Annotated in this window: 22 protein-coding genes; 3 read left to right on the forward strand and 19 right to left on the reverse strand. The window is 63.4% G+C overall.

Going from position 1 to position 22,324, the window contains the following annotated elements:
- Window positions 1-182: 182 nt before the first annotated feature.
- From ACFSCT_RS03050 to ACFSCT_RS03140, 19 genes are all read right to left on the reverse strand, one after another.
- Complete coding sequence (locus tag ACFSCT_RS03050; RefSeq protein ID WP_088233781.1) at window positions 183-809, reverse strand: TetR/AcrR family transcriptional regulator; 627 nt, start codon at window positions 807-809, stop codon at window positions 183-185.
- 37 nt (window positions 810-846) lie between these two features.
- Entirely contained in the window at window positions 847-2,829 is a 1,983-nt protein-coding gene (locus ACFSCT_RS03055; protein WP_379140064.1) for an oleate hydratase, read from the reverse strand.
- 359 nt (window positions 2,830-3,188) lie between these two features.
- Window positions 3,189-3,647 carry an ATP-dependent metallopeptidase FtsH/Yme1/Tma family protein gene (locus tag ACFSCT_RS03060; RefSeq protein WP_143795075.1) on the reverse strand — a complete coding sequence of 153 codons (459 nt, stop codon included), beginning with the start codon at window positions 3,645-3,647 and terminating at the stop codon, window positions 3,189-3,191.
- A 249-nt stretch (window positions 3,648-3,896) separates the two neighbouring features.
- Window positions 3,897-4,865 (reverse strand): IS110 family RNA-guided transposase, encoded by a 969-nt coding sequence (locus ACFSCT_RS03065; protein ID WP_058096994.1) that lies wholly within the window; start codon window positions 4,863-4,865, stop codon window positions 3,897-3,899.
- A gap of 172 nt (window positions 4,866-5,037) precedes the next feature.
- Window positions 5,038-6,606: an ATP-dependent nuclease gene (locus tag ACFSCT_RS03070; protein ID WP_379140066.1), complete on the reverse strand. Its 1,569-nt coding sequence runs from the start codon at window positions 6,604-6,606 to the stop codon at window positions 5,038-5,040.
- A gap of 279 nt (window positions 6,607-6,885) precedes the next feature.
- Window positions 6,886-7,329 (reverse strand): ribbon-helix-helix domain-containing protein, encoded by a 444-nt coding sequence (locus tag ACFSCT_RS03075; RefSeq protein ID WP_058096996.1) that lies wholly within the window; start codon window positions 7,327-7,329, stop codon window positions 6,886-6,888.
- A 4-nt stretch (window positions 7,330-7,333) separates the two neighbouring features.
- Entirely contained in the window at window positions 7,334-9,319 is a 1,986-nt protein-coding gene (locus tag ACFSCT_RS03080) for a conjugal transfer protein TraG (protein ID WP_379140068.1), read from the reverse strand.
- 25 nt (window positions 9,320-9,344) lie between these two features.
- Window positions 9,345-11,099, reverse strand: a complete 1,755-nt coding sequence (locus tag ACFSCT_RS03085; protein ID WP_379140070.1) for a relaxase/mobilization nuclease domain-containing protein — start codon at window positions 11,097-11,099, stop codon at window positions 9,345-9,347.
- Window positions 11,100-11,342: 243 nt separating this feature from the next.
- On the reverse strand, window positions 11,343-12,107 hold the full coding sequence (locus tag ACFSCT_RS03090; RefSeq protein ID WP_088233775.1) for a lytic transglycosylase domain-containing protein: 765 nt from the start codon (window positions 12,105-12,107) through the stop codon (window positions 11,343-11,345).
- A gap of 2 nt (window positions 12,108-12,109) precedes the next feature.
- Entirely contained in the window at window positions 12,110-12,445 is a 336-nt protein-coding gene (locus ACFSCT_RS03095; RefSeq protein ID WP_058096765.1) for a DUF736 domain-containing protein, read from the reverse strand.
- Between the two features lie 67 nt (window positions 12,446-12,512).
- Window positions 12,513-13,058: a S26 family signal peptidase gene (locus tag ACFSCT_RS03100; protein ID WP_379140072.1), complete on the reverse strand. Its 546-nt coding sequence runs from the start codon at window positions 13,056-13,058 to the stop codon at window positions 12,513-12,515.
- Window positions 13,055-13,540 carry a DUF2840 domain-containing protein gene (locus ACFSCT_RS03105; protein ID WP_058096763.1) on the reverse strand — a complete coding sequence of 162 codons (486 nt, stop codon included), beginning with the start codon at window positions 13,538-13,540 and terminating at the stop codon, window positions 13,055-13,057. Before ACFSCT_RS03105 ends, ACFSCT_RS03100 begins: the two co-directional genes overlap by 4 nt.
- A complete protein-coding gene (locus ACFSCT_RS03110; RefSeq protein WP_058096762.1) occupies window positions 13,537-13,791 on the reverse strand; it encodes a ribbon-helix-helix protein in 255 nt (84 codons plus the stop codon). The genes ACFSCT_RS03105 and ACFSCT_RS03110 overlap by 4 nt, the downstream gene beginning before the upstream one ends.
- Complete coding sequence (locus ACFSCT_RS03115) at window positions 13,788-14,531, reverse strand: DNA-methyltransferase (protein WP_058096761.1); 744 nt, start codon at window positions 14,529-14,531, stop codon at window positions 13,788-13,790. Before ACFSCT_RS03115 ends, ACFSCT_RS03110 begins: the two co-directional genes overlap by 4 nt.
- Entirely contained in the window at window positions 14,528-15,181 is a 654-nt protein-coding gene (parA, locus tag ACFSCT_RS03120; protein WP_058096760.1) for a ParA family partition ATPase, read from the reverse strand. Before parA ends, ACFSCT_RS03115 begins: the two co-directional genes overlap by 4 nt.
- Complete coding sequence (locus ACFSCT_RS03125) at window positions 15,178-16,353, reverse strand: replication initiator protein A (RefSeq protein ID WP_379140075.1); 1,176 nt, start codon at window positions 16,351-16,353, stop codon at window positions 15,178-15,180. Before ACFSCT_RS03125 ends, parA begins: the two co-directional genes overlap by 4 nt.
- A gap of 18 nt (window positions 16,354-16,371) precedes the next feature.
- Entirely contained in the window at window positions 16,372-16,653 is a 282-nt protein-coding gene (locus tag ACFSCT_RS03130) for a helix-turn-helix transcriptional regulator (RefSeq protein WP_012092626.1), read from the reverse strand.
- Between the two features lie 538 nt (window positions 16,654-17,191).
- Window positions 17,192-18,469 carry an ATP-grasp domain-containing protein gene (locus tag ACFSCT_RS03135; protein ID WP_058099082.1) on the reverse strand — a complete coding sequence of 426 codons (1,278 nt, stop codon included), beginning with the start codon at window positions 18,467-18,469 and terminating at the stop codon, window positions 17,192-17,194.
- 206 nt (window positions 18,470-18,675) lie between these two features.
- Window positions 18,676-19,137: a c-type cytochrome gene (locus ACFSCT_RS03140; protein WP_082658174.1), complete on the reverse strand. Its 462-nt coding sequence runs from the start codon at window positions 19,135-19,137 to the stop codon at window positions 18,676-18,678.
- Between the two features lie 94 nt (window positions 19,138-19,231).
- Here ACFSCT_RS03140 and ACFSCT_RS03145 point away from each other — a divergent pair, with 94 nt between their 5' ends.
- From ACFSCT_RS03145 to ACFSCT_RS03155, 3 genes are all read left to right on the forward strand, one after another.
- Window positions 19,232-19,612, forward strand: a complete 381-nt coding sequence (locus ACFSCT_RS03145) for a hypothetical protein (RefSeq protein ID WP_233141200.1) — start codon at window positions 19,232-19,234, stop codon at window positions 19,610-19,612.
- Between the two features lie 73 nt (window positions 19,613-19,685).
- Window positions 19,686-21,194 carry a multicopper oxidase family protein gene (locus ACFSCT_RS03150; protein ID WP_058099084.1) on the forward strand — a complete coding sequence of 503 codons (1,509 nt, stop codon included), beginning with the start codon at window positions 19,686-19,688 and terminating at the stop codon, window positions 21,192-21,194.
- 57 nt (window positions 21,195-21,251) lie between these two features.
- Entirely contained in the window at window positions 21,252-22,223 is a 972-nt protein-coding gene (locus tag ACFSCT_RS03155) for a cation diffusion facilitator family transporter (RefSeq protein WP_088233772.1), read from the forward strand.
- Window positions 22,224-22,324 lie beyond the last annotated feature (101 nt).

Here is a 22,324-nt window from a genome sequence, read left to right on the forward strand (position 1 = left end):
TCGGGCCGCAAATACAAGCAATGTTGCGGTCGGAACTGACCGATCGCCCAAGTCTCTCACGGCCCGGAGCCGACCTTCAGTCTCGGCTCAGGATGCTGCAGCGCTGCCCGTCGAAGCCGCCATTCGCTGCGCTTGCGAACCCCGGCGGAGGCGGAAGGCTAGCTCTCGGCACCAATACTGTCTCAACCCTTCAAAGATTTGGGTGAGGCCACCAATCCTCTGAAATGGGTCAGAAGTAAGTCGGCGCGAGATATGGTCTCACCCCCGGCCCGAGACAGCACGAGTCCGGACCACAGGGCGTAAAGGCTGATCGCAAGCTGGCGTGTTGGAAGCTGATAGCTCAGCTCGAAGCGCGTTTTCAGCGTTTCCAGAACCGAGGCTAGGGCGTCATAGCTAGCGTTGCGCGCGTGAGCGCACTGAGCGGCGAAATCGGCGTCACGCTGCGCCTGCAATTGCAGTTCGATCGCCAACAGGGACCATTGTGTTTGCTCCGCGATGGCCGTGAGGTGCTCTGAAAACCCTTCCAGAGCGTGATCAAGCGTATCGCTTGACACCGATTTCACCAGAGACTGCAGCAGGGCCGCTTCGCGTTCGATATGACGTTCGAGAACCGAAAGCAAAAGGTCCTGTTTGCTCGCGAAGTTGGAATAGAAAGCCCCCTGGGAGAACCCGGCCCGCTCGCATACGTTTCGAAGCGAGGTCGCATTGACCCCGCCTTCGGCGAACAGCATTTCAGCCGCATCCAGAAGGCACTCGCGTGTGCGCTGTTGCTGTTCCTGTCGCGACAGTCGACGGGGGGCATCTGTCATGGCGAGAGTCTTCTGGCTGTGGCTCTGGGATCAGCGGTCATTCGCTCGAGAAGCCTTTGCGGACGTTGCTGATCCAGCTCCCCAGGGCCTTCAGCGCGGCACCGCCTTTGGCGGCCAGAGTATCGACTTCGGCCTCGAAGGCTTCATCACGCTGGGTCTCGGGTTCAGGCAAGGGAGGCAGGATATGCGCATAATACGTCCGATCCAGCAACCGGTGCAGCAACCTCTCGCCCAGGAACGGCTTGCCGCTATTCAGGGCGCGCGCGCCCCTGAGTAGATTGCGGATGTCATACTGGGTTGGGCTGATGTCGGGCGCCTGCTTGGGAATGTTCAGCAATTTGTAGACGCCGATCCGGGCGGTGCGGATAGAGGCCTCCATTGTGAATATTATGTCGTTGCGGGTTTCGACGAATTGCCCGATCAGGCCCAGATTCGTGCATCCTTCCGGCACGACCCGGGGCCGGTCGCCGGCGGCGCGTTTCATGAATTGCGCCGTGATATAGGGCATCAGCGCGGTACGCACCTTGGTGTTGGCGACCACATCATCGATCTGGTCTTCAATCCCCAGATGATAGCAGAGTTCGCTGAGAATCTCGCGTCCTGTGCACTCCGGCAAGGCCTTGCCGACATGATTGCCCGGCTGGTCCATCAAGAGGCCATAGACCCACAAGACAAGCGTGTCTTCAGGTTGATCGGGAAAATGGGGCTGACGGTTGCACGTCACGTTCAGCAGCCAGTTTGAGTCCGTGAAGGTAATGATACCGCCTGTCACTGTGCGTCCCGAATACGGGTCATTGACCGAAAGCGTCTTGAGCTTGTCGACAAGCGGCGAGGGTTTGCAGGTCAGGGTGGCGGACTCCCAGATCGACTGGTCGGTGTCGCCATAGAATTTTTCGGGATGGCCGAACACATCAGATTTTTCCGCCAGGTTCCGCCAGAGCGTCCAGCCGCTGTCCTGGCCGGGCTCGTGGCGTCCGACCATCAGTTGGGGCACAGTATCCAGATCGCCATAGGCCGTGTTCTCCGTCATCGAGCCTGTCAGCGCAAAGACAAGATCGGTGTCCCCAACCTCCAGTCGTTGCGGCTGACCTGCGACAGTGCAGACAATGCCTGTCACGGTCTTTTGGGCGCCGGTCTCGCTCAGCTCCAGATCCTGCACGCGCGTGCCGAACTGAAAGCGCACGCCTTTTTCGCGCAGCATGCCCGCCAGCGGTTTGATGAAGGTATCATATTGATTGTACTTGGGAAAAACGAGGGCTGACAAATCCCCGAAACCGTCAACGGAATCTAGGAAGCGGTGCATGTACAGCTTGGTTTCCAGAAGGCTGTGACAGTTCTTGAACGCGAACATGGAGCGGAACAGCGCCCAGAAATTGCTGCTCAGAAAACCTTCGGAGAAGTATTCCTCAATGGTTATATCATCGAGGTCTTCTTTTCTCTTAAGCATCAGACGGATCATTTCCCATTGCTGGGAGTGGGTCAGCCCCATATCAGTGAAATCAACGATTTCACCCTGATTGCGCATCAGACGCGCCTTGGAATAATTGGGGTCGTTGTCATTCAGCAGGCGGTATTCATCCAATACCGAATAGCCTTCAGGGAGCTCTACGGCTGGGACATCCTGGAACATGTCCCACAGCGTGTCATAGTTCCAGTTCATCTCCCTGCCGCCCCGGATAAGGTAGCCGTCTTCGGGGTTGCCGGCGCCGTCCATTGAGCCGCCTTCGATATCCATCTCTTCAAGAACGGTGATATGGGCGGGCGGCATATGGCCGTCCCGGATTAGGTAAAATGCTGCGGCGAGCCCGCCAATTCCGCCACCGATTATCCAGGCTCTCCGGTCTTCCACGCCCGGCGTGGGGAGCGGGCGGTGCCGGGCATAGGGGCCAATGAAGTCGGGGGGCGGCAAGGTGTTTTTGGCCCGATGGCTCCAGTAGCCGGCTGTAGCGTCAGGTTCGTGCTCGAAACCATCCGGAGCGGTGGAAGGGCCGTAAAGGCCGGAGTGTGCGCCATGGGTCATGTGAGGCTCCGCTATCTGTATCTGGCCGTGTCAAACGTGACGACCTTGAAGACAATAGATAGTGTTCGATATTCAAATATCAAGTTATATGTGAAATGGTCGGATTTGGGTGACGGGCCAATCAGATGCGCTTGAGGTTGGCGACGAGATGGTGCGGGCGCTTGAGCTCCTCGTCCAAGCGGCCCGGGCTGCCGTCGGCGGCGATGCTGATGCTCATGGGACAAACCTCTCTTAAGCGGTGATGGCTGGCTGTGATCTCGGGGTTGGAGACTGATGCGACGCTGGCGGCAGCCGCCAAGACGCGCAGCGGGAGCCTGACCGATCCGGACGTCGCGAATGCCGGACGATGCTTGCGGCCATTATCGCGATGGCTGCGGGTTGCACGGTATCCCGCCCTTCCCTCCATTGAAGATCTCGGCGATGTCGCCCGCGTCGAGCGTGCCTGCCGTCTCGAGAGCGTCTGCAAGCTTCAGAAGTCGGTTACGAGGAGCCTCAACGAAGCATTGCGCCATCTGCGTGGCCGCCTGGAGCCGCGCATCGACAAGGTCGAGGAGATCGCCGTCCCGCAGCGGCGGATGCCCCGCGAGATCGATGTTGCGGTGGACCAGCGGATGGTCGGCACCGAGGCCGAGATTGGTTTCCATGGGAAGCGCGATGCGGGTGGCTTGGGCGAGGTCCCTGCAGGCCGGCTCGCCGCTTGCCGCGATGATGGGATCGAAGACCGCCGCCTCCGCCGCATGGCCGCGGGGGCAGACTGCGATACGCTTCATTAGCCACGCCTCGGTCTGCACCTCAAGCGGCTCCTCGTTCAGGGGCATTCTCACCCGCAGCGAACAGTTGGCTCCCGGCCTTAGTATCAATCAACCCAGACCCGGCGGAGCAAGTCAGGCTGAATGTCCGCTCAGATCGTGAAAACGCGCGGTGCTCGCACCCGCGGCGAAGGTCGGCTCCCCGCCCTTTTGGTGAATCCCGCGCCAGCGAAGTACATGCTCTCGCTGCATCTGCGAACGGCAGCTTCGGTCCGCACAGCGGTTGTTCGTGCGCAGGCGAGCGAAGGTCCGCAATCGCTATGCCGAATGAGTTCGACGCGCAGGCTCCCCAGTCTTGAGCACCGCGTTCAGGATGACGGCGAGCTTCCGCATGATTGCGGTGATGACCACTTTCGCGGGCTTGCCACGCTCTTTCAGGCGGTGCGCGAAAGCTTGCATCGCCGGATCGAGGCGGAGGGCAGTCAATGCCGCCATATAGAGGCTCGACCTGACCTCACGCCTGCCTCCTGAAATGCGGCGGCGTCCTTTCAGCGTCCCTGAATCCTGAGCATGGGGCGCAAGACCGACAATCGAAGCAGCCTCTCCTTTGGTCAGCGACCCCAGCTCTGGAAGATAAGCCAGACAGGCCGCTGCCGTCTTTAGCCCCACGCCGATCACAGACGTCAGCAGGCCCGACTTCTGCCGAAACTCCGGCGTTGCGGCGACCAATGCGGCGATCTGAGTATCGAGCTCCTTGATCTCGTTGCTCATGGCGCGAACATGACGCTTCAGAGAGCGTTCCACATGCTTGATTTGCGGATGCTCCAACCTGTTTTGCTCGATGCGGATCATCTGTGCCAGATCATCGCGCCGCCGCCGCAAGCCACGCAGCTCGACCGTCTCTGGGGCGGGTGGCTGCCATAGCCGCAGATCGACCGACTTGGCGGCGAATAGCGCGAGCATTCGCGCATCCACCGCGTCTGTCTTGGCAGAGAGGCCCAAGAATTTCGCGAAATTCCGTGTCCGCGTGCCATGCGCCCGATGGGCTGAAAGCCCCACCTCGACTGCGCAATTCAGAACATGGCGCTCATATCCACCGGATGCCTCGCAGATCACGAAAGGGTTGCTGCCTTTCGTCTTTGCTTTGAGCAAGCGTCTGATCGCGGGCGCGGTGTTTGGGATGGTGACCTGCCGGTCGTCGGGCAGGCTGTGGACGGTTAGGCTCGCTTTAGAAACCTCAAACGCAATGATATTCGTGCGATGGCCTTCGTGGAAGTTGCTGCTCATATGCTTGTCGTGATCCTTGATTATGCACGGCCGCGAAGGCCCCTCTACCGTTCGGATGGCCTGACAGATGTGACGGGTGGCAAGATATTTTGCGACCGCTCGTCGGGTCATTCCTCGGGGAGGCCCGCCCGTCACCAGTTCCTGGGATGGCCGTCCCAGAAACCGTCTGCCTCTACCTTCCCAGATTGGAAAGCTGAGACAATGACTCACGCATAATCTCGGGGCTGCCATTGTTCTGGAAATCGATGACGGCGACGCCGTGTTCATCAAGGTCGTAGCCAAGGCCCTTGGCGATGCCATGAACCAGATGGTAATCGGACGGGCCCTCCACGAGAAGCCAGCGGCGTGCGAAGAATATTTCGCCACGGATCCGCCGAGCAAATGTCTCCAGCTGCTCCAGTTCCGCGTCCGAGACGAACTCCTGCGATGCATCGGATGCCTTACGCAGCGCGGCGTGGATGGTCTGTGTGTCAGGGCGTCCGCCGTAGGCGATGAGGAGATCGCGATACTGGTTTTGGGGCAGAGCGCCGGACAGCACGAGTTCGTTGAGACCGCGGTCATAAGTGATGAGGCCGGCGGAGGCTGCGATGATGGCGTCAATCTGGGGAACATGCGGGACGGGCGCGCGGAATTGACGGGGGAGAGCGCTTACAGTTGTGCCGTTGGCCTCGACACGGACGACGCGGATATCGCGGAACGGAACGTGCTGTAGGAAGTACGGCGAATGTGTCGTTACGATCTTCTGGCCTGGGAGCTCAGTGATATGACGCCAAAGGCTGCGGGCCGCCTGAGGATGGAGATGTGTCTCCGGCTCCTCAAGAGCCAGGACAGCTGTGCTTTCGGGCCGGTACAGATCGCTCAGGATCAGCTCAACGAAGGCTTTGAAGAGGAACATGACGGAAAGGCTCTGCACGCCTTGACCGTGCCGCGCCAACGGTAGCCACGGTTTGCCGCCCTCCGTCTGATAGATGACCTCCGCCTTCGAGAGGATATCCCATGTATTGAGGGGCAGCAGCCGCAAGTCCGCCTGGCCTGGGACGTCGGTGGCGGCGACGCGGCTGATATGGGAAAGACCGTTGGCAAGATTGGCCAGAAGCGGATCAGCGTCGAGCAAGCGTCGATTCAGAAGGTCGAAGATCCGCTTTGATTTCTGCTCGAGAGGTTCAGGGATTTGCACCGTCCGGAGCAACTTGCCCCAGAACTGGCTCCTTGAGGAAAACTCGTCCGTGACGTCGCGGAGCGCCTCAAGGTAGAAGACGGGCAGAAACTGGAAGAACTCCTGGAGATTGACGGCGCGAGCGCCGCGCCCGGCGAGTGGGTTCCTTTCGACGTTCAGGAATTCCCATCGTGGCACGAAACTCTCTTCGGCCGCTTCCCATGAGCAGCTGACGCGCATGATTATTGACGCGCGGCCGGTCACTGGATCGAGTTGGATGATGTCTTCGAGTTCGCCGTGGAGGTCCTCGGGCCACTCGTTGGCGACAGCCTCCTGGAACTCGACCTCGATAACGACGGGATCGCCGACTTTTGGATCTGGCCTACCGTCGCACAGATGCACATCATATTCAGTGAATCCGGTTCCGCGCTGTCCCCACCGTCTGGTAAGCGCGATGCGGATCGCTTCCAGTATCGCCGACTTTCCGGCGTTGTTGGTTCCTATAAGGACTGTAACCGCGCCAAACTGAATGTCTGCCTCTTTGATAGAGCGAAAGTTTGATATTTTAAGTCTACTTATTTCCACTGCTGAACATCCCTCCCGCCCTTGGCCAACGATACCGAGCGAACAGCGCTTTGCACAGCTTGAACCGCAAGTATCCGCCGAAGGCCGCCGCCGTGTCTTACTGATTGGGTGGATTTCCGTTCGGCAAGAGTGCGGTGTCCGCTTTCGGACATGTCGCCAGGCAGGATCGACAGCGCTGGAATGTCTACTTTGGGCCGGGTCTTCTTCCGCATCCGTGAGGGGCTGCGCCATACCGCAGTCTGCCTGAATGTCGCTGATGGGCTCGAAATGGTATACCAATCAGTGTGTCCCCGCACCCTGTTCTGATCCGGCCACATCCTCCGAGATTTCCTGCCGGAGCTTCGGCCCCTGCGCGAGGCGCCGGCCGAGTGCGGTGATGAACGCCTCATATCGTTCCGCCGACTTGGCCTTCGCGGCCTTCGCCGCTGGCTCAGGCAGCGCCGGCGTTGTCGTGACCCAGAACCGAATGAACACCGCCAGGCTTTCGACGGCGATGCCGACGTCCCGCTCAAGCCGCGCCATGCGGCGGTCGAGCTGGTCGAGGCGCTTGACGACAACCGCTTCGCGCCGCTCGGCATCGTCCGGCGACAGGAACGACGCGATGGCGGCTTCGGCGATCATGGATTGCGAGCGATCCCGGCGTGCCGCAAAGTCCGCCAGCGCCGAGGTGACATCGGGGTCAAGATAGATCGTGATCTTCGATTTCTTCCTGTGGCGTGTCATGGCGCTACAGCTCCATGCCGTCGTTCGGGTCCATGGCGACCTGCCGGGCAATCCCCTGCACCTGGCGGATCATGCGTCGGTTCCGGGCAACATCTTCTTCCACGTCATCGGAAAGATCGGGCTCGAACTCGTTCTCGATGGGCTTTTTCTTCTCCACCGGCTTCACGCGGCTGAGTTCGGGCTGCAAGCGGCGTTCGGATTCGGTCGGATCTTCATCATCCCTCATGTGGTCCTCGTCATCCTCGGCAGGACCGGGTCGCGCCGGGATCGGCAACGCGGTCCAGTCGTCGGCACGGGTTCCTTCCGGGCGCGTCAGATCAGGCGGGGAAAGAACGCGCTCCTGAAACCGGGCATCCTCAAAGTAGCGCGCCTTCGTCGCCCGGATCGGCGGGATGCCCGCCACCATGACGATCTCCTCATGTGGTGGGAGCTGCATGATCTCGCCCGGCGTGAGCAACTGGCGCGCGGTTTCCGAGCGCGAGACCATGAGATGCCCCAGCCAGGGCGACAGCCGGTGCCCGGCATAGTTCTTCATCGCCTTCATCTCGGTGGCGGTGCCGAGGGCGTCCGACACGCGCTTGGCGGTGCGCTCATCGTTGGTGGCGAAGCTCACGCGGACATGGCAGTTGTCGAGAATCGAGTTGTTCGGCCCATAGGCTTTCTCGATCTGGTTCAGCGACTGCGCGATCAGGAAGCTCTTGAGGCCGTAGCCCGCCATGAAGGCCAGCGCCGTCTCGAAGAAGTCCAGCCGCCCGAGCGCTGGAAACTCGTCGAGCATCAAGAGCAGCCGATGCCTTCCGGCATTCGCTTGCAGATCCTCGGTGAGGCGACGGCCAACCTGATTGAGCAGCAATCGCATCAGGGGTTTGGTGCGGTTGATGTCGGAAGGCGGCACGACGAGGTAGAGCGTGGTCGGCTGATCGCCGGCCACAATATCGCTGATCCGCCAGTCGGAGCGGCGCGTGACCTCGGCCACGACGGGATCGCGATAGAGGCCGAGAAACGACATCGCCGTCGACAACACGCCCGACCGCTCGTTCTCGGACTTGTTGCGCAGCTCGCGCGCCGCACTGGCCACGACCGGATGCGGCCCCGCCTCACCCAGATGCGCGGTTGTCATCATGGCGCGCAGGGTGGAGTCCACCGGACGCTTGGGATCGGACAGGAATCTGGCCACACCTGCCAGCGTCTTGTCAGGCTCGGCATAAAGAACATGAAGGATCGCGCCGACGAGGAGCGAATGGGAGGTCTTTTCCCAATGGTTGCGCTTGTCGAGGCTGCCTTCGGGATCGACGAGGATGTCGGCGATGTTCTGCACGTCCCTCACCTCCCACTCGCCGCGACGCACTTCGAGCAGCGGATTGTAGGCCGAGGATTTCGGGTTGGTCGGATCGAACAGCAGCGCGCGACCATGGTGTGAACGAAACCCCGAAGTGAGTTGCCAGTTCTCGCCCTTGATGTCGTGGACAACTGCCGAGCCCGGCCAGGTCAGCAGCGTCGGCACCACCAGGCCGACGCCCTTGCCCGAACGGGTCGGCGCGAAGCACAGCACATGCTCGGGGCCATCATGCCGCAGATACTCGCGGTCATATCGGCCGAGGACTACGCCATCGGGATCGAGCAGGCCGGCGGCCTTCACCTCGGGCTTTGAGGCCCAACGCGCCGAGCCGTAGGTGGCGACGTTCTTCGCCTCGCGCGCCCGCCAGACCGACATGCCGATGGCGACCGCGATGGCGATGAAGCCGCCCGAGGCCGCGATGATGCCGCCCTTCGCGAAGATCGGCGGCGCATAGGCTTCATAGAAATACCACCACCAGAAGATCGCCGGGGGATAATAGATCGGCGTCCCGAGCAGTTCGAACCAGGGCGGGCCGAGTTGCGGCTGATAGCCGAGGCTCCAGGCGACATATTGCGTCGCGCCCCAGGTGGTGGCAAGGATGATGAGGAAGACGGTGGTGATCTGTCCCCAGAGAATTTTGGTGGCGGACATGGGCAGAGATCCTTTCCAGTTGAGGTCAGAGGCCGAGGCTGCGCTTGCGCCCAAAATCCCAATCGATGCCGCCATCGTCGCGGGCCACGCCGGAGACGTGACGGCCGATCTGCTTTTCCAGCGAGGGCGACCAGGGCACGAGCTGGAAGCCGAGACCCCCGTCAGGTCCGGGACCCTCGATCATGGCGAAGCGGCCGGAGGCGAGTGCGAAGCGCTGACGATAGGAACCGGCGACATATTCGCCACTGGCGGCGCGCTCGAAGGACATGCCGGTATCTGCCGCGAGCTTCTCGGCGAGGCTGTCGAGTTCGCGCCTGCGCAGTGTGCTGAGCAGTCGGCGCGCGAAGACAACGCGGCCGCCCTGCCGCTCGGCATAGCCCTCGCCGATCAGATGCTCCGCGCGCTCATCCAGAGCCTGACGGACCTCGGCACCAAAGCCGCTGTCCGATAGGGCGATGGGCTCGCGGGCGATGGCCTGCCGATCGAGCCAGGTCGCACCCGAGGCGCCGATCTGCGCGCCGAGATCGAGATCGGAGCGGACGGCAAGCGCGACACGGCGCGCGCCTTGCGCATCCTCATAAGCGCGCAGCTCGACAATCGAGCCGGGCGGGCTGTCGCCAGCGGCATCCAGATGCGGGAGCCTGATATGATGGCTGCGGCCGTCGGCACCATCGACCACGGCATAGGCGGTCCCCTTCAACTCGTCATCAACGCCGCGTTCGACCAGACGGCCGATAACCGGAACGTCGAGGCTTTCACCGGCGAGGACATAGCTGGCGGAGCCGCGCTCGATGCCGCGTTCGGTCAGGGCGAGGTGCATGCGCTTGATGATGTCACTACGCTCGCCAAGCTCGCGTAGGACCGCTTCAGCCTCGGGCTTGATGAACCACTGCGACTGGCCGATCTGATCGGCCAGCCCGAGGATTTCAAGGGTGCGCAGCCGACCGACCTTCAGCGTGTGGAACTCGTCCTGCGGGTGATCAGCGAGCGGGGCGAGATCGACGATACCGGATTTGCCAGCGTCGCGGGCAAGCTGCCGGTCGAGTTGTGTCCAGCGTTCCGCCTCGATCTGGGCCTCAAGGCTGCGGCGGATGTCGAGATCGGTGCGCGGCCCCAGATCCAGGGTGATGAGATCGCGCGCCCGGTCCCGCATCCCCTCCTTGATGTAGTCTCGGGAAATCACGAGATCCTGCCCGTCGTCGCGGGTGCCGCGCACGATCAGATGGACATGCGGATGCGCCGTGTTCCAGTGATCGACCGCCACCCAATCGAGGCGCGTGCCGAGATCCTTTTCCATCTGGCCGACAAGATCGTCGGTGAAGGATCGGAGGTCGGACATATCCAGCGCGTCGTCAGGCGAGACGATGAACCGGAAATGATGCCGGTCATCACCGCAGCGCTCCGCGAAAGCGCGACCATCGGCATCCTCCGTTCCCGGCCCGAACAGCCTTGCCTTCTCTCCGTCTCGGGTCACGCCGTCACGGCGCAGGTAATCAAGATGCGCACCAAGCGGCGCCGACGACGCCATGTGGCGAACGACGCGTGCCTTGACGACGGCGCCGCGTGTACGGGAGGTGATGAGGCGGTTGGCCTGTACGCTGGCGCGCTGGCCGCGCCCGAAGCGGGAACGATTGCCGGATGTGACGCGACCGGATCGCGAGACGCCGCCTCCGGCCTTCTTCGCGGCGGCAAGTGCCTGCGCGATGAAGGGCCGGGTTTGCTGCGCACGAGTTGAGCGGATGCGCCCCGGACGGATGCGGAACTCGTGCTCATCGGACATGGCACATCCCCGCACGGTGCAAAACAGAGAATAAAATCAGGAAGATGGACGCGAAGCACACGGTGCGCGATAGCGCCGCACGGTGCGAAACGCGCCAGAAACATGAACAAAAACAACCGCCCGCCTGAGCCGCACCGTGCGCGCTTTTATCCTGCCATCTTTCGGTCGTGGTGCCTGCCGCCACCCTCTGCGCCCTCCATGACACGCCAGCGCCCGATGGGATGCGAATTGCGGTGCCGCTGCTCATGGCCGGTCCCCACCGGCATCGCGGGCGACGAACAGCCCCTCCGACTGCAAGGCGGTGAGTGCGTCCGGTGCCGCCGGGACGAGCGAAGGGGCATCGTCCGGCGTGCGGTCGGGGGACGCGGGATCGGCAGCGGAAGCGCCTATTTCACGCGCGACGAAGAGCGCCGCCTCGCGCCAGTCGGGCGGCGGAGCGACCGTCGAGCCGCTGCCGGAAGGCCGCTCGCCGAGCAGGATCGGCGTCAAAGCAGCGACATAGGCGCGCGTCTCGGCAGGCAGCGGACGAGCCGTCGCGCGGTATTCATCGTAGCGACCGGGACCGGCATTGTAGGCCGCGAGCATCGCGGCGACATTGCCGTAGCGATCCCACATCTCGCGTAGGTAGGCGGTGCCCGCGAGGATGTTGTCGCGCGGCTCGAAGGGGTCGCGGCCGAGAGCATGGCGGATGCGCAGCTCCGCCCAAGTCGAGGGCATGACCTGCATCAGCCCCATCGCCCCGGCGGTGGATATGGCGCGCATATCGCCCGCGCTTTCGACCTGCATCACGGCGATGATCCATGACGGCGGGATGCCGAAACGCTGCGAAGCCTCCTCGATATGCGCGCCGTGCGGATGCGCAGCGACCGTGCGATCCGGCACGGTGGTTTGCGCCAGACCGGACAGCGGGGCGATGGTGGAGACGAACAGGCCGGAAAAAAGAAGGAGGATGATGCGGCGGCGGACACCGCATCTCCCCGAAGCGGGACGAGTGCAGGACGTGACCATGATCACCCCTGTTCGTCGCGCTTCTTCGGACGGGTCCAGTGCAGACCCCACTCGCGGCCATCTTCGTCCGACTGGAACAGCCGGGCGCGGATCGGCTGCTGAAAGACGGGATCGTCGAGAAGGACGGAGACGAACGGTCCTGCGCGCTCGCCAGAATGTTTCCAGCCTGCGCCGACTTCCGGCCCGTCTTCATCCCCAAGCCGAATTCGATAGGCGGGCGCGTTCTCTGACTCGACATCATCGATCGGAACAAAGGTCAGCTCAAGGTCGAGCGAGAGGGTGCGAAGCTGCCCGAAATAGCCGGACGGGGTGCGGGTAAACTGGCCGATCTGTGCCATGGAAGGCTCCTTTCCTATGCGGTAGAGAAGACGCGGGCCGCTCGCACGCCCCGCACTGGACGCGCCGTCACCGCATCGGCGCGCGCCAGACAAAGCGGCCATCGCCGTCTTCGTCGGTGAAAAGCGGGATCGCGTGGCCGATCACCGCGGAGGCGGGGAGCGGGCCGAAATAGCGGCCGTCGAGGCTGTCGCCGACGTCCGGGTTCATCAGGAAAACCTCGCCCTCGGCGATGACGCGGCAGCCCAGCCAGACCGGCAGGTCTCGGCCGAGGCTGTCGTGGTCGCGCGCCTCGCCGAGCGGAACGCCGTTGACGGAGATGGCGCGGCCAGCGCGACATACGCGCTGTCCGGGCAAGCCGAGGACATGCTTCAGAAGCGGCACGTCGCGGGCGACATAGCCGCGCTTGACCATGAACGAAGCGATGGGTTCGGGTGGGATGACGGCGACCAGATCGGGCACCTCGATCCGCTGAGTGGGCGTGACGATGTAGAAGCCGATGGGCACGCTGGCCGATGCGTTCCAGACCAGCCTTGGCGCGGTCGGAACGAATCCGGTAATGGCGATCCCGAGCGTGGCAGCCGTTGTCGCCATGACATAGCGAAAGCGCGTCATGGGGCGATCTCCCGGCGCCGGAGCCATGCCTGATGGCGCTCGGCGGTGTAGGGTCGCGGCGCTTCGCCCGCGTTCATCCAATGGGCAACGTGCCGCCAGTGATCGGGATCGACCTGGGCGGGATCGACGCCAATGGCCTCGATCCCGTCGACATGGCGGAGGACGGCCTCGACCTTCGGCCAGCCTTCGATCTTCAGCAGGATTTCGCCGCCCGGACGGGCGAAGGGCAGCGTCTGATAGGACTCGCCCGGCGCAACCGCGCGCAGGATGTCGAGGCGCGAAATGATCGTGCCGTGGTCGTTCGCCGCCCAGCGGACGAACGCGAACACCGCGCCAGGACCGAAAGAGACGATACGGCGGTTGCGGTCGAGGAGCTGCGTTCCCGCCTCATGGCCGAACCTGATCCAGTATTCGGTCCTGCCTTCCACCCAGGTCAGTTCCACGCGGGTCAGATCGTCGTCATGGGCGTCGATGCCGTTCATGGGCGGTCTCCCGATATGTCGGGAAACTCGCGCGCCAGCAGGTCGCGCAGCATGTCGGCGACGGTGATGCCGCGTCTGATCGCGGCGATCTTGATCCGCCCGCGAAGCTCGGGCGTGATGTCAATCGTCAGCCGGGCGGAATGGGCGGTTACGGCGCCATCTCGCGCTGGTCGCGCATCGCCGGCCCTGATCCAGCCTTCGGGATCGGCCGGGCGGGCGGCGAAGCCGCGCTTGTCGGTGCGCGCCGTCATGACGGGCCTCCGTCATGAAACGGCAGCACGGTGGCGATGCGCGCCCGCGCGCGCTCGGCCATGTCGGGGTCGATCTCGCAGCCGATATAGCGCCGGCCGGAAAGCCGGCAGGCTTCCCCGGCCGCGCCGGAACCGGCGAACCAGTCGCCGACCAGGCCACCTTCCGGGCAGCTCGTGCGGATCAGAATTTCCAGGAGCGCCGCAGGTTTCTCGGTCGGATGGATGGCGCGGCCATGACAGTTGCGCAGGTAGATGACCGAGCGCATGAGGCGCGGCCCGCCGTCATGGCTGACGTAATGGCCGGCGTCGATCTTGCCGGTATGGGGTGGGCGCCGCTTGCGCCGGACGGTGCGGGCTGTTGCGTCGGGCGTGGTCTGGACGTCGTTGTAGATGTCGCGCCATGTCGTCTCGGCGGGATAGAACTGCACCGCCAGTTCATGCACGCGCTTGAAGCGGTCGGCATGAAAGCCGGTGCCGTTCTGCTTCTCCCAAACCACCTCCTGCGCGATCCGCAGGCCCGCATCAGTGAAGCGGTCCGCTGTCGCCATGAAGCTGCGCAGCGAACCGAAGACCCAGAGCGAGCCGGTCGGCGTAAGCGCGGCGCGCGCCAGCCCGACCCAGCCCTCGACACGCCGATCCCAGGCGAGCGAGGTGCCGCCATAGGGCGGATCAGCGAGGATCATGTCGTAGGGTGCGTGCCAGGGCATCTGTTCGCGGCAATCGCCGGTGAGAATCGTCATGCCGACGCCCTCCCGATGCCCAGCCGTTCGACCTCGGTAGCCAGTGCTGCGATCTCGCGCGCCGCAGGTGATCGGGCGTCGATCTCACTGGCGAGCCGCCCGGTCTGCGCGGCGTCGGCGAAGACGACGCGCTGGCCGATGGCGCTGGCGAGTAGCGGGGGGTCGTGGTCCGCCAGCGTCTCGGCCGTTTCGCGGGCAATGACGGTGCGCGAGCCGCAGCGGTTGAGCACGAAGCGCGCGACGAGCTGCGGGCGATAGATGCTCGCTTCCGTCAGGAGGGCGAGCATCTCGGCCGAGGCCCAGCCGTCGAACGGCGATGGCTGCACCGGGATCAGCACGAGATCGGCGGCGAGCAGCGCCGAGCGCATGAGGCCGGCGACGCGCGGCGGCCCGTCTATGACGATATGATCGACATCGCGGGCAAGCTCTGGCGCCTCACGGTGCAGCGTATCGCGCGCCAGGCCGAGTGTGCCGAAGGCACGGGGCAGGCCCTCACGCGCGCGTTGTTGCGACCAGTCGAGGGCGGAACCTTGCGGATCGGCGTCGATCAGGGTGACGCGCTTGCCACCCTGCGCCAATTCTCCGGCAAGATGCAGCGCCAGCGTCGTCTTCCCGACGCCGCCCTTCTGGTTGAGGAGCGCGATGATCATTCGCACCCCCCCGGCAGATCGAGAGGCAGGCGGGGTGTATCGGCAGATTCAGGAGCCTCGGTTGCGCCTCGATCAGATGCCGGTCGAGGCGGTGTCAGGGCACATGAGGCCCTCTCCTTCGCGGCTCTACCGAGGTTTCTGACGGTGTCGCGGATGAGGTTTTCCACATCGCGCGCGCGCTCTTCAAAGTTAGACTCTTTGTTAGACTCTAAGTTAAGGGCGCGATTTCCTGAATGGGTTCCGGGTGTTAAGCCCGGTTTCGGTTCCTGATAGCACGAGCCTCCGGTTCCCGATAGCACGATAGTCCGGGTTCCTGATAGCACGAGGCCATCCACAGGTTTTCCACAGGGCGCGACCGGCTCGAAGGCCAGCAGCATCCGCCCGCCAACCTCAGCTTCGAGAAACAGCGAATAGCCCGGCAGAGGCTGGCGCCGGATGATGTCGCGCAGCTCGAAGGCGAAGCGCTTGAACGGCGACAGGCTGCCGGATTTCTGGTGAAGGTGACGGAAATCGAACCGCCAGCCATCGCGCTGGCGGCCGCCGTGCTTGCGCACCAGGCGATAGAGCCAGCGGTCAAGGCCGCCGGTTAGGTCGAAATAGGTCCGGTCGATGGTCAGCACGAGCGCATCGTCGAGGACGGCCTGGTAGAACCAGTCCGGCACGATCATCTCGATGCCATCGGGTCTGCCGCTATGGTCGGTGCGTTCCTGCCATTCGTTGATCCAGGAGAAGCGATGCCGGCGCCCTTCGACCGGCTGGCGGATCGAGGTGGAAATCGTGGTCGATTGCAGCCGGTCGAGCGCCGCCTTCAGGCGCTGATAGTCGCGCAAGCCGGTGCCGCGCCCGACATAGGTGAGAATCTCGTAGGGCGTGGCGGCCATCAGCCGGGAGGTGCGAAGGCCGCTGTCGCGGGCTTCGACGATCTGGCTCGCCGCCCAGATCAGAATATCGGCGTCCCAGATCGTGGCCATGCCGTGATCGGGAACAGCCTCGACCCGGATGGAGACATTGCCGGCGGCGAAGTCGATGGGCGCGATGCGCTTCGACTTGGCGAGGGAGAAGAAGGGATAGGCCATGAGATCCTGCGCGTCTCGTGGCGCGAAATCGCCGGGGAGCGCCCTGAACAGGTCGAGTTGCCCGCGCTCGGAAAGGGATCGACGTCGCACCGTCATGAAGAAAACCGCGAGCGGTCAGCGGGCGTAACGACCAGCCTGCGGGCCGGACGGAAACGCATGACGCTTGGCGGGCAGCACGGAGCCGCGCGGATCGGAGGTGGAGGTCACCGCGCCGCGCTCGGTCCAGGCCTCAAGATCGTCGATGGCATAGACCACACGGCCGCCAAGCTTGCGATAGGCTGGCCCGGTTCCGTAGGTGCGGTGTTTTTCGAGCGTCCGGGCCGAGAGGCTGAGAAAGGTCGCGGCCTCTTTGGTCCGTAGAAAACGCGGCGGCAGGACGACGGGTTCATGTGGCATGATCGGGCCTCCGTGGTGTTGCAAACGGCCACTGCGGATCAGCGGCGGGCAATGACCACGGTGGCGAAGGAAGACCGGCGAGGTGCAGGGCGAAGTTGGGGGGTATCGAAATCGCCCACCATCAGGGGCGAAAGATACCCCCTCCGTATCCGCGACGAGAGCAGCACGGAACTATTCTGAGGGCGATAGCTCGATTTATTCTCCCCCTCACGAACGCCACCGGCATCGAAGTATTCGGGCCGGCGATCCCGAAAAGCCGAAAAGCACACAATTTCAGCTTGCTGTAAGAAATTCACCAACCGGCACAGTCATCAGGTCAGGAGAGTATCGGTCCGGAGAAACCGCTTCCGGACCTCATGGCAGCGGGGTCAGTGTTCAGCCGCCCGAATAGCCCTCGAAAACAACGAAAAAATCCGGCCGCAACCGGATCGGGAGAACGCTTTCGCGAGGGCAAGTGCCGGAGGGGATGCGCCTGATGTTGAATGCTCCCCAAATTAATGCATTGATATATTAAAGCCAAACCCCGCCAGCTCACGCTTCAGATCACGAACACGGGCGCGAAGCCGCCCCCTGGCGTCCTGAAGTTCGTGGTCTGACCTTGATAGAGGCGCGCGGCCACCAGAAGCACCTGGCCATCATATGTATACAGACGCACGTCCATTTTGCGCGTCTGGGGTATCTCGTCGATCCTGATCATGCGCTCGCTGGGGCGGACCAGCGTCTGAGCAACGTATCCGCCCTCCGCGATCTCCGCCCAGACCCCTTTCGTCAGCTTGTCGCCACGATATACCGCCTTGCCGCCATGTCCGCCGGTCGGCTTGAAGAACAGGTCCCTGCGGGATTTCCAAAGTGCGTCAGCGTTGTCAGGACTGACCAGCACGGTGCGTGGAACGGCATCAAGCAGGGCGCGAAGTCTCGGTTCCACGCCCCAGGCCTCCAGCGTCGCGGAATTCGAAAGAAGCGAAAGGTTGCGCTTGTCTGCAAGGAGCGCGTGATTGTGCGGATTCGGCGTCACGACCACCGCGCCATCCCGGTAGGCTTCCTGCAATGCCTTGTGCTCGGGCTGATCGAAGGCGAAATCGGTGACCCGGTTGTAAACGAGGTCGATTGTCTTTCCATCGGCGCTGAGCCGACCATCGTCGTAGCGAAGGTGACTGGCGTCGGCGATGATCGCGTCTACCCCTCGTGCCGCGAAAACTTGCCCCGCGAGCACGAACTCGGGGTAGAGATACTGTTCCGGCGGACTGTCATCGACGATGGCGATGCGTTGTGGCGCGCCCGTTCCCCGCTGCCGAATCCATTCGTTCTGGAACATGCGAAACGCCGCGTCCTCGAACGATGGCAGCGTCGGGGGGATATCCATTTCGGTGCAACACGCGCGCTGCGCCCTCGCAAGAAAGGCATTGAGAAACGCCCCGCCGGCGTTGGTATTGATTTCGATCAAGCGGGGGCCGTCTTCGCCAAGATGGAAGTCGTAGCCCATCAATGCCCCGAGCGGGCCATGATCCGCCCGCGCGATTTCCGGCACCCAAGAGAGGACTGCGGCCTTGTATGCCGCGAGTTGGGCGGTGGTCTCCACAGCCACTGCGATCGCGCGCATCTCATTGACGGCGGTGGCCGAAAGGAACACCGGCACGTGCGAGAACAGATGGGCCTTGGGGCGGATGAACGTCTCGAAGAACGCCGGATCACCGGCCTCGCGCTCCATCGCTTCGCGCAGCGATGGAAGGTCCAGTGTAACGCAGAAGCAGCTCTTGTTGAGCCGCTCCGTGCGGTCATGAACCCGCTTCGATGAACTGGAGCCGGGATTGTTCATCGAGGGAAAACCCGAGGCGGCGCCAAGATCGAGCGCGCTTCAAATGCCAAGTAAGCCATGAATAATCCCACGAACATCCCTCCCAAAGGTTTCGCCATCAGGTCGATCCAAATATGCCGCTTCTGTTCGGCGGCCTCAACTGTGACCGGTGGGCCTCGGGAAATTGCACTGCCGGTCGCACGGGCAGCTCCATCCCGAAGGTGCCATCAGTGTGGTTGCGACACATTCTCCTGGTAGGTCCGCTCGCGCTCTGGCCAGGTGCTCTTGATATAGGCGAGGACAGCCCGGATCTCGGCGTCGCTGAGAAGATCGGCAAACCCCGGCATGTCGCTCTCATAGCCGCCCCCGACGATGGCGGCCGTGCCTTCCCTGACGATGCGGAACAGGATGTCATCGGGATGGTGCCACGTGTGGCCGCCGGCATCGTGCGGTGGCGCCGGGAGACGTCCGGATGGAAGGGGCGTCTTCCAGTCCGGCTGCCCCTCGAGCTGCGCACCGTGGCAGGACGCACATTGGTCCGCATAGACCTGCCGGCCCTGTTCGATGACTTCTGCGGATGCCGCGGCGGGGGATACCGTGCGGACCTGATGCCACCCAACGAGGATCGCCAGGATCAGGCCGCCGAGGAGCAACCCGAGCCACAAGATATTACGGAGTTCATTGCGCATGAGTTGCATGACTGCTGGTGAAGAATTTCAATCGGCTACATGCCGAAATTGAATTACTGCCAGAGGCGCGACGCCGGGGGCAATGGACATTCCCGTGACCAGCGCCTATCTTTCCGGCATGTTCGCGCGCCTCGTCACCATGCTTGCCGTCCTCGCGATCGCCGTCATGACGACGGCGACGTCCGCGCACGCGGCGCGCTTGAGCGCAGAACCGGATCACTCGGTGCATGTCGGCGAGATGATGCAGGTTGCGGCCGGCAGCGAAAATCCCTGTGATGGCGACCAGCACTGTGGCTCAGGCGATGCCGAAGCCTGTGAGTTGCTTTGCGTAGGTTTTTCGGTCTTCCTGACCTCGCCGAGCGAAGGCTCTGGCAGCGATTACGCGCCTGCCAGCCATGACCTGCCGACCGGTGCAGTGCTTGCCAGTCGGGCACCTGGGCTGAACGAACGACCTCCCAAGCTCCGTCTCCTCTGATTGCGTCCGGGCTGGAGCCCGCGGCGTTCTGTCGGTTTTGATGAACGGGACAGGCTGTCCCGAGGAGACGACCATGAATACCCTTTCACGACGCGGCTTTCTTGCCGCTGGCGCAGCCGTGCTGGCCTATGCGCATCTGCCCCGGATCGCGGCCGCGCAGGGCGCCGCCCCGCTATCATTGCACGCCGCTAGCCGGACGCTGGACATCGACGGTCGCGCCGCCACCGTCTGGGGTCTTTCCGGACCCACCGGACAGGGCCTGACACTCAACCCCGGCGCGCGCTTCCGGGTGGATCTGCGCAACGATCTCGATGTTGACACGCTGATCCACTGGCACGGCCAGATCCCGCCCAACGCGCAGGATGGCGTGCCCGACATGCCTTTGCCGATGCTCGCCCCCGGCGAGACACGCGCCTATGACTTCGCGCCGCTGCCCGGCACCTACTGGATGCACGCGCATGTGCCGCTGCACGAAATGCGCCTTCTGGCAGCACCGCTGATCGTGCGCAGCGCCGAGGATATCAGCGCCGACCGTCAGGAAGTAGTGCTTTTCCTGCATGACTTCTCGTTCAAGGCGCCCGAGGAAGTGATGGCCGAGATCCTCGACGGCCATGGGACGGCAGACGGCCATGGAGGCGGCCACGGCGCGGGCATGGGCGGCATGGCGGGTATGGATCATGGCGCCATGGGGAACATGCCGATGGAAGGCATGGATCACGGCGCCATGGGCGGCATGATGGGGATGGGTGCCATGGACGCCATGGCGATGGACCTCAATGACTACGACTGGGACGCCTATCTTGCCAATGACCGCACGCTGTCGGACCCCGAGGTGGTGCAGATCGAGCGCGGCGGGCGCGTCCGCCTGCGTGTGATCAACGCCGCCGCGGCGACAGTGTTCTGGATCGAGACCGGCGAGGCGCAGGCGCGGCTTGTTGCGGTGGACGGACATGCGGTTCAGCCGGTTTCTGGCACGCGCTTCGGCCTGGCCATGGGCCAGCGGCTCGATCTGGAGATCGACCTGCCGAACGAGGGCGGCGCTTGGCCGATCCTCGCGCTGCGGGAAGGCGCGCGTGAGCGCACCGGCCTGATCCTTGCCACGCAGGGTGCCGAAATCCGGCGCATCGATGCCGTGGCTGAATCGGAAGCCCCCGCCTTCGACACCGATCTGGCGCAGGAGTCGCGTCTGCTCGCGGCGGAGGCGCTGCCGGATCGGCCGGTGGACCGCAGCCATATGGTGATGCTGGGCGGCTCGATGCAGCCCTATGTCTGGACGATCGACGGAGCCGTCTGGGGACAGCATCGCCCGATAGCCGCGCGCAGTGGTGAGCGGGTAGTGCTGTCCTTTCACAACATGTCGATGATGGGTCACCCGATGCATCTGCACGGGCATGTCTTCCAGGTCGTCAGGCTGAACGGACGTGCGGTCGCGGGCGCGTTGCGCGACACGGTCTATGTGCCGCCGATGTCGATGGTCGATGTGGCGCTCGACGCCGGTGAGGCGGCGCGCTGGATGTTGCATTGCCACCACATGCCGCATCTCGAAACCGGCATGATGACCGAATTCGCGGTCAGCGCATAGGCCAAACCTAGAACGCCGGATCCCGGCGTTCTCCCTCAGCAACAAGGAGGCGGACTCATGTCGATGTCTCACGGCGGCCATGCCGGTCACATGCCCGTGGGCGGCGATCGCAAGGCGCTTGTCATCTCGGGCTGGCTCACCGGCCTTTACTTTGTCATCGAGCTGGGAATCGGCATCTGGACGGGCTCGGTCGCCGTCATCTCCGATGCCTTTCACACCTTCTCGGCCGTGGGCGGCGTGCTCATCGCGCTGGTCGCGCTACGCTTGACCGAGCGGAAATCCAGCCCCGCGCGCACCTTCGGTTATGTCCGGGCCGAGATCCTCGGCGCCCTTTTCAACGGCCTGTTTCTCGTCGCGATGGCGCTTTTGGTGCTGTGGATGGGCGCGATGCGCCTCATGGAGCCGATCGAGCTGGCCACGACGCCGATGCTGTTTGCCGCTGCGGGCGGGATCGCCACCGAGCTTGTCGCGCTCTGGCTGCTGTACGAGCGCCAGAAGGGCAACCTGAACATGCGCGGCGCCTACTGGCACATCCTGCAGACCTTCGTCGGCAGCTTCCTGATCATCATCTCTGCGCTGGTGATCCGGTTCACGGGCTTTATGGCCATCGATCCTCTGCTTGGCATGGCCTTCGGACTGGTGCTGCTCTGGGCCTCCTGGGGCATTCTGCGCGAGGCATTGCACATCCTGCTGCAAGGCACGCCGGAAGACCTCGACCTGGAAGCCGCCATCGAGGCCATCCGGCAATTGGAGGGGGTGACGGACGTGCATCACGTCCATGCCTGGAGCCTGACATCCGGGCGCAATGTCTTCTCGAGCCATATCTGCGTTCGGAACTGGCAGGACGGCGAGCGGGTGCTGCGGCAGGCGAACAATCTTCTGCGCCAGCAGTTCAACATCTACTTCTCGACGTTGCAGATCGAGGAATACTGTCTCGATGGTGAGGAGACCGCGGCCGACATCGACATCACGCGGTCACATGCCGGGTCAGGACGGGCCAGCGTCGGAAAGGTCCACGGTAGTCACTGACGGCAGGAACTCCGGAATCCAATCACCTCTTGACCTTCCAGCGATTGGAAGGCGCAGAACAGACGAAACGCAAGCTCAGGAAACGCCGAGGAGGCGTGAAC

This window comes from Paracoccus pacificus (assembly GCF_042680785.1).
GTDB lineage: Bacteria > Pseudomonadota > Alphaproteobacteria > Rhodobacterales > Rhodobacteraceae > Paracoccus > Paracoccus pacificus.

Coding starts and splice junctions, on each gene's coding strand:
- ACFSCT_RS03050 (WP_088233781.1), bottom strand. CDS start 809: ATGACAGATGCCCCCCGTCGACTGTCGCGACAGGAACAGCAACAGCGC.
- ACFSCT_RS03055 (WP_379140064.1), bottom strand. CDS start 2,829: ATGACCCATGGCGCACACTCCGGCCTTTACGGCCCTTCCACCGCTCCG.
- ACFSCT_RS03060 (WP_143795075.1), bottom strand. CDS start 3,647: ATGCCCCTGAACGAGGAGCCGCTTGAGGTGCAGACCGAGGCGTGGCTA.
- ACFSCT_RS03065 (WP_058096994.1), bottom strand. CDS start 4,865: ATGAGCAGCAACTTCCACGAAGGCCATCGCACGAATATCATTGCGTTT.
- ACFSCT_RS03075 (WP_058096996.1), bottom strand. CDS start 7,329: ATGACACGCCACAGGAAGAAATCGAAGATCACGATCTATCTTGACCCC.
- ACFSCT_RS03080 (WP_379140068.1), bottom strand. CDS start 9,319: ATGTCCGCCACCAAAATTCTCTGGGGACAGATCACCACCGTCTTCCTC.
- ACFSCT_RS03085 (WP_379140070.1), bottom strand. CDS start 11,099: ATGTCCGATGAGCACGAGTTCCGCATCCGTCCGGGGCGCATCCGCTCA.
- ACFSCT_RS03090 (WP_088233775.1), bottom strand. CDS start 12,107: ATGGTCACGTCCTGCACTCGTCCCGCTTCGGGGAGATGCGGTGTCCGC.
- ACFSCT_RS03095 (WP_058096765.1), bottom strand. CDS start 12,445: ATGGCACAGATCGGCCAGTTTACCCGCACCCCGTCCGGCTATTTCGGG.
- ACFSCT_RS03100 (WP_379140072.1), bottom strand. CDS start 13,058: ATGACGCGCTTTCGCTATGTCATGGCGACAACGGCTGCCACGCTCGGG.
- ACFSCT_RS03105 (WP_058096763.1), bottom strand. CDS start 13,540: ATGAACGGCATCGACGCCCATGACGACGATCTGACCCGCGTGGAACTG.
- ACFSCT_RS03110 (WP_058096762.1), bottom strand. CDS start 13,791: ATGACGGCGCGCACCGACAAGCGCGGCTTCGCCGCCCGCCCGGCCGAT.
- ACFSCT_RS03115 (WP_058096761.1), bottom strand. CDS start 14,531: ATGACGATTCTCACCGGCGATTGCCGCGAACAGATGCCCTGGCACGCA.
- parA (WP_058096760.1), bottom strand. CDS start 15,181: ATGATCATCGCGCTCCTCAACCAGAAGGGCGGCGTCGGGAAGACGACG.
- ACFSCT_RS03125 (WP_379140075.1), bottom strand. CDS start 16,353: ATGACGGTGCGACGTCGATCCCTTTCCGAGCGCGGGCAACTCGACCTG.
- ACFSCT_RS03130 (WP_012092626.1), bottom strand. CDS start 16,653: ATGCCACATGAACCCGTCGTCCTGCCGCCGCGTTTTCTACGGACCAAA.
- ACFSCT_RS03135 (WP_058099082.1), bottom strand. CDS start 18,469: ATGAACAATCCCGGCTCCAGTTCATCGAAGCGGGTTCATGACCGCACG.
- ACFSCT_RS03140 (WP_082658174.1), bottom strand. CDS start 19,137: ATGCGCAATGAACTCCGTAATATCTTGTGGCTCGGGTTGCTCCTCGGC.
- ACFSCT_RS03150 (WP_058099084.1), top strand. CDS start 19,686: ATGAATACCCTTTCACGACGCGGCTTTCTTGCCGCTGGCGCAGCCGTG.
- ACFSCT_RS03155 (WP_088233772.1), top strand. CDS start 21,252: ATGTCGATGTCTCACGGCGGCCATGCCGGTCACATGCCCGTGGGCGGC.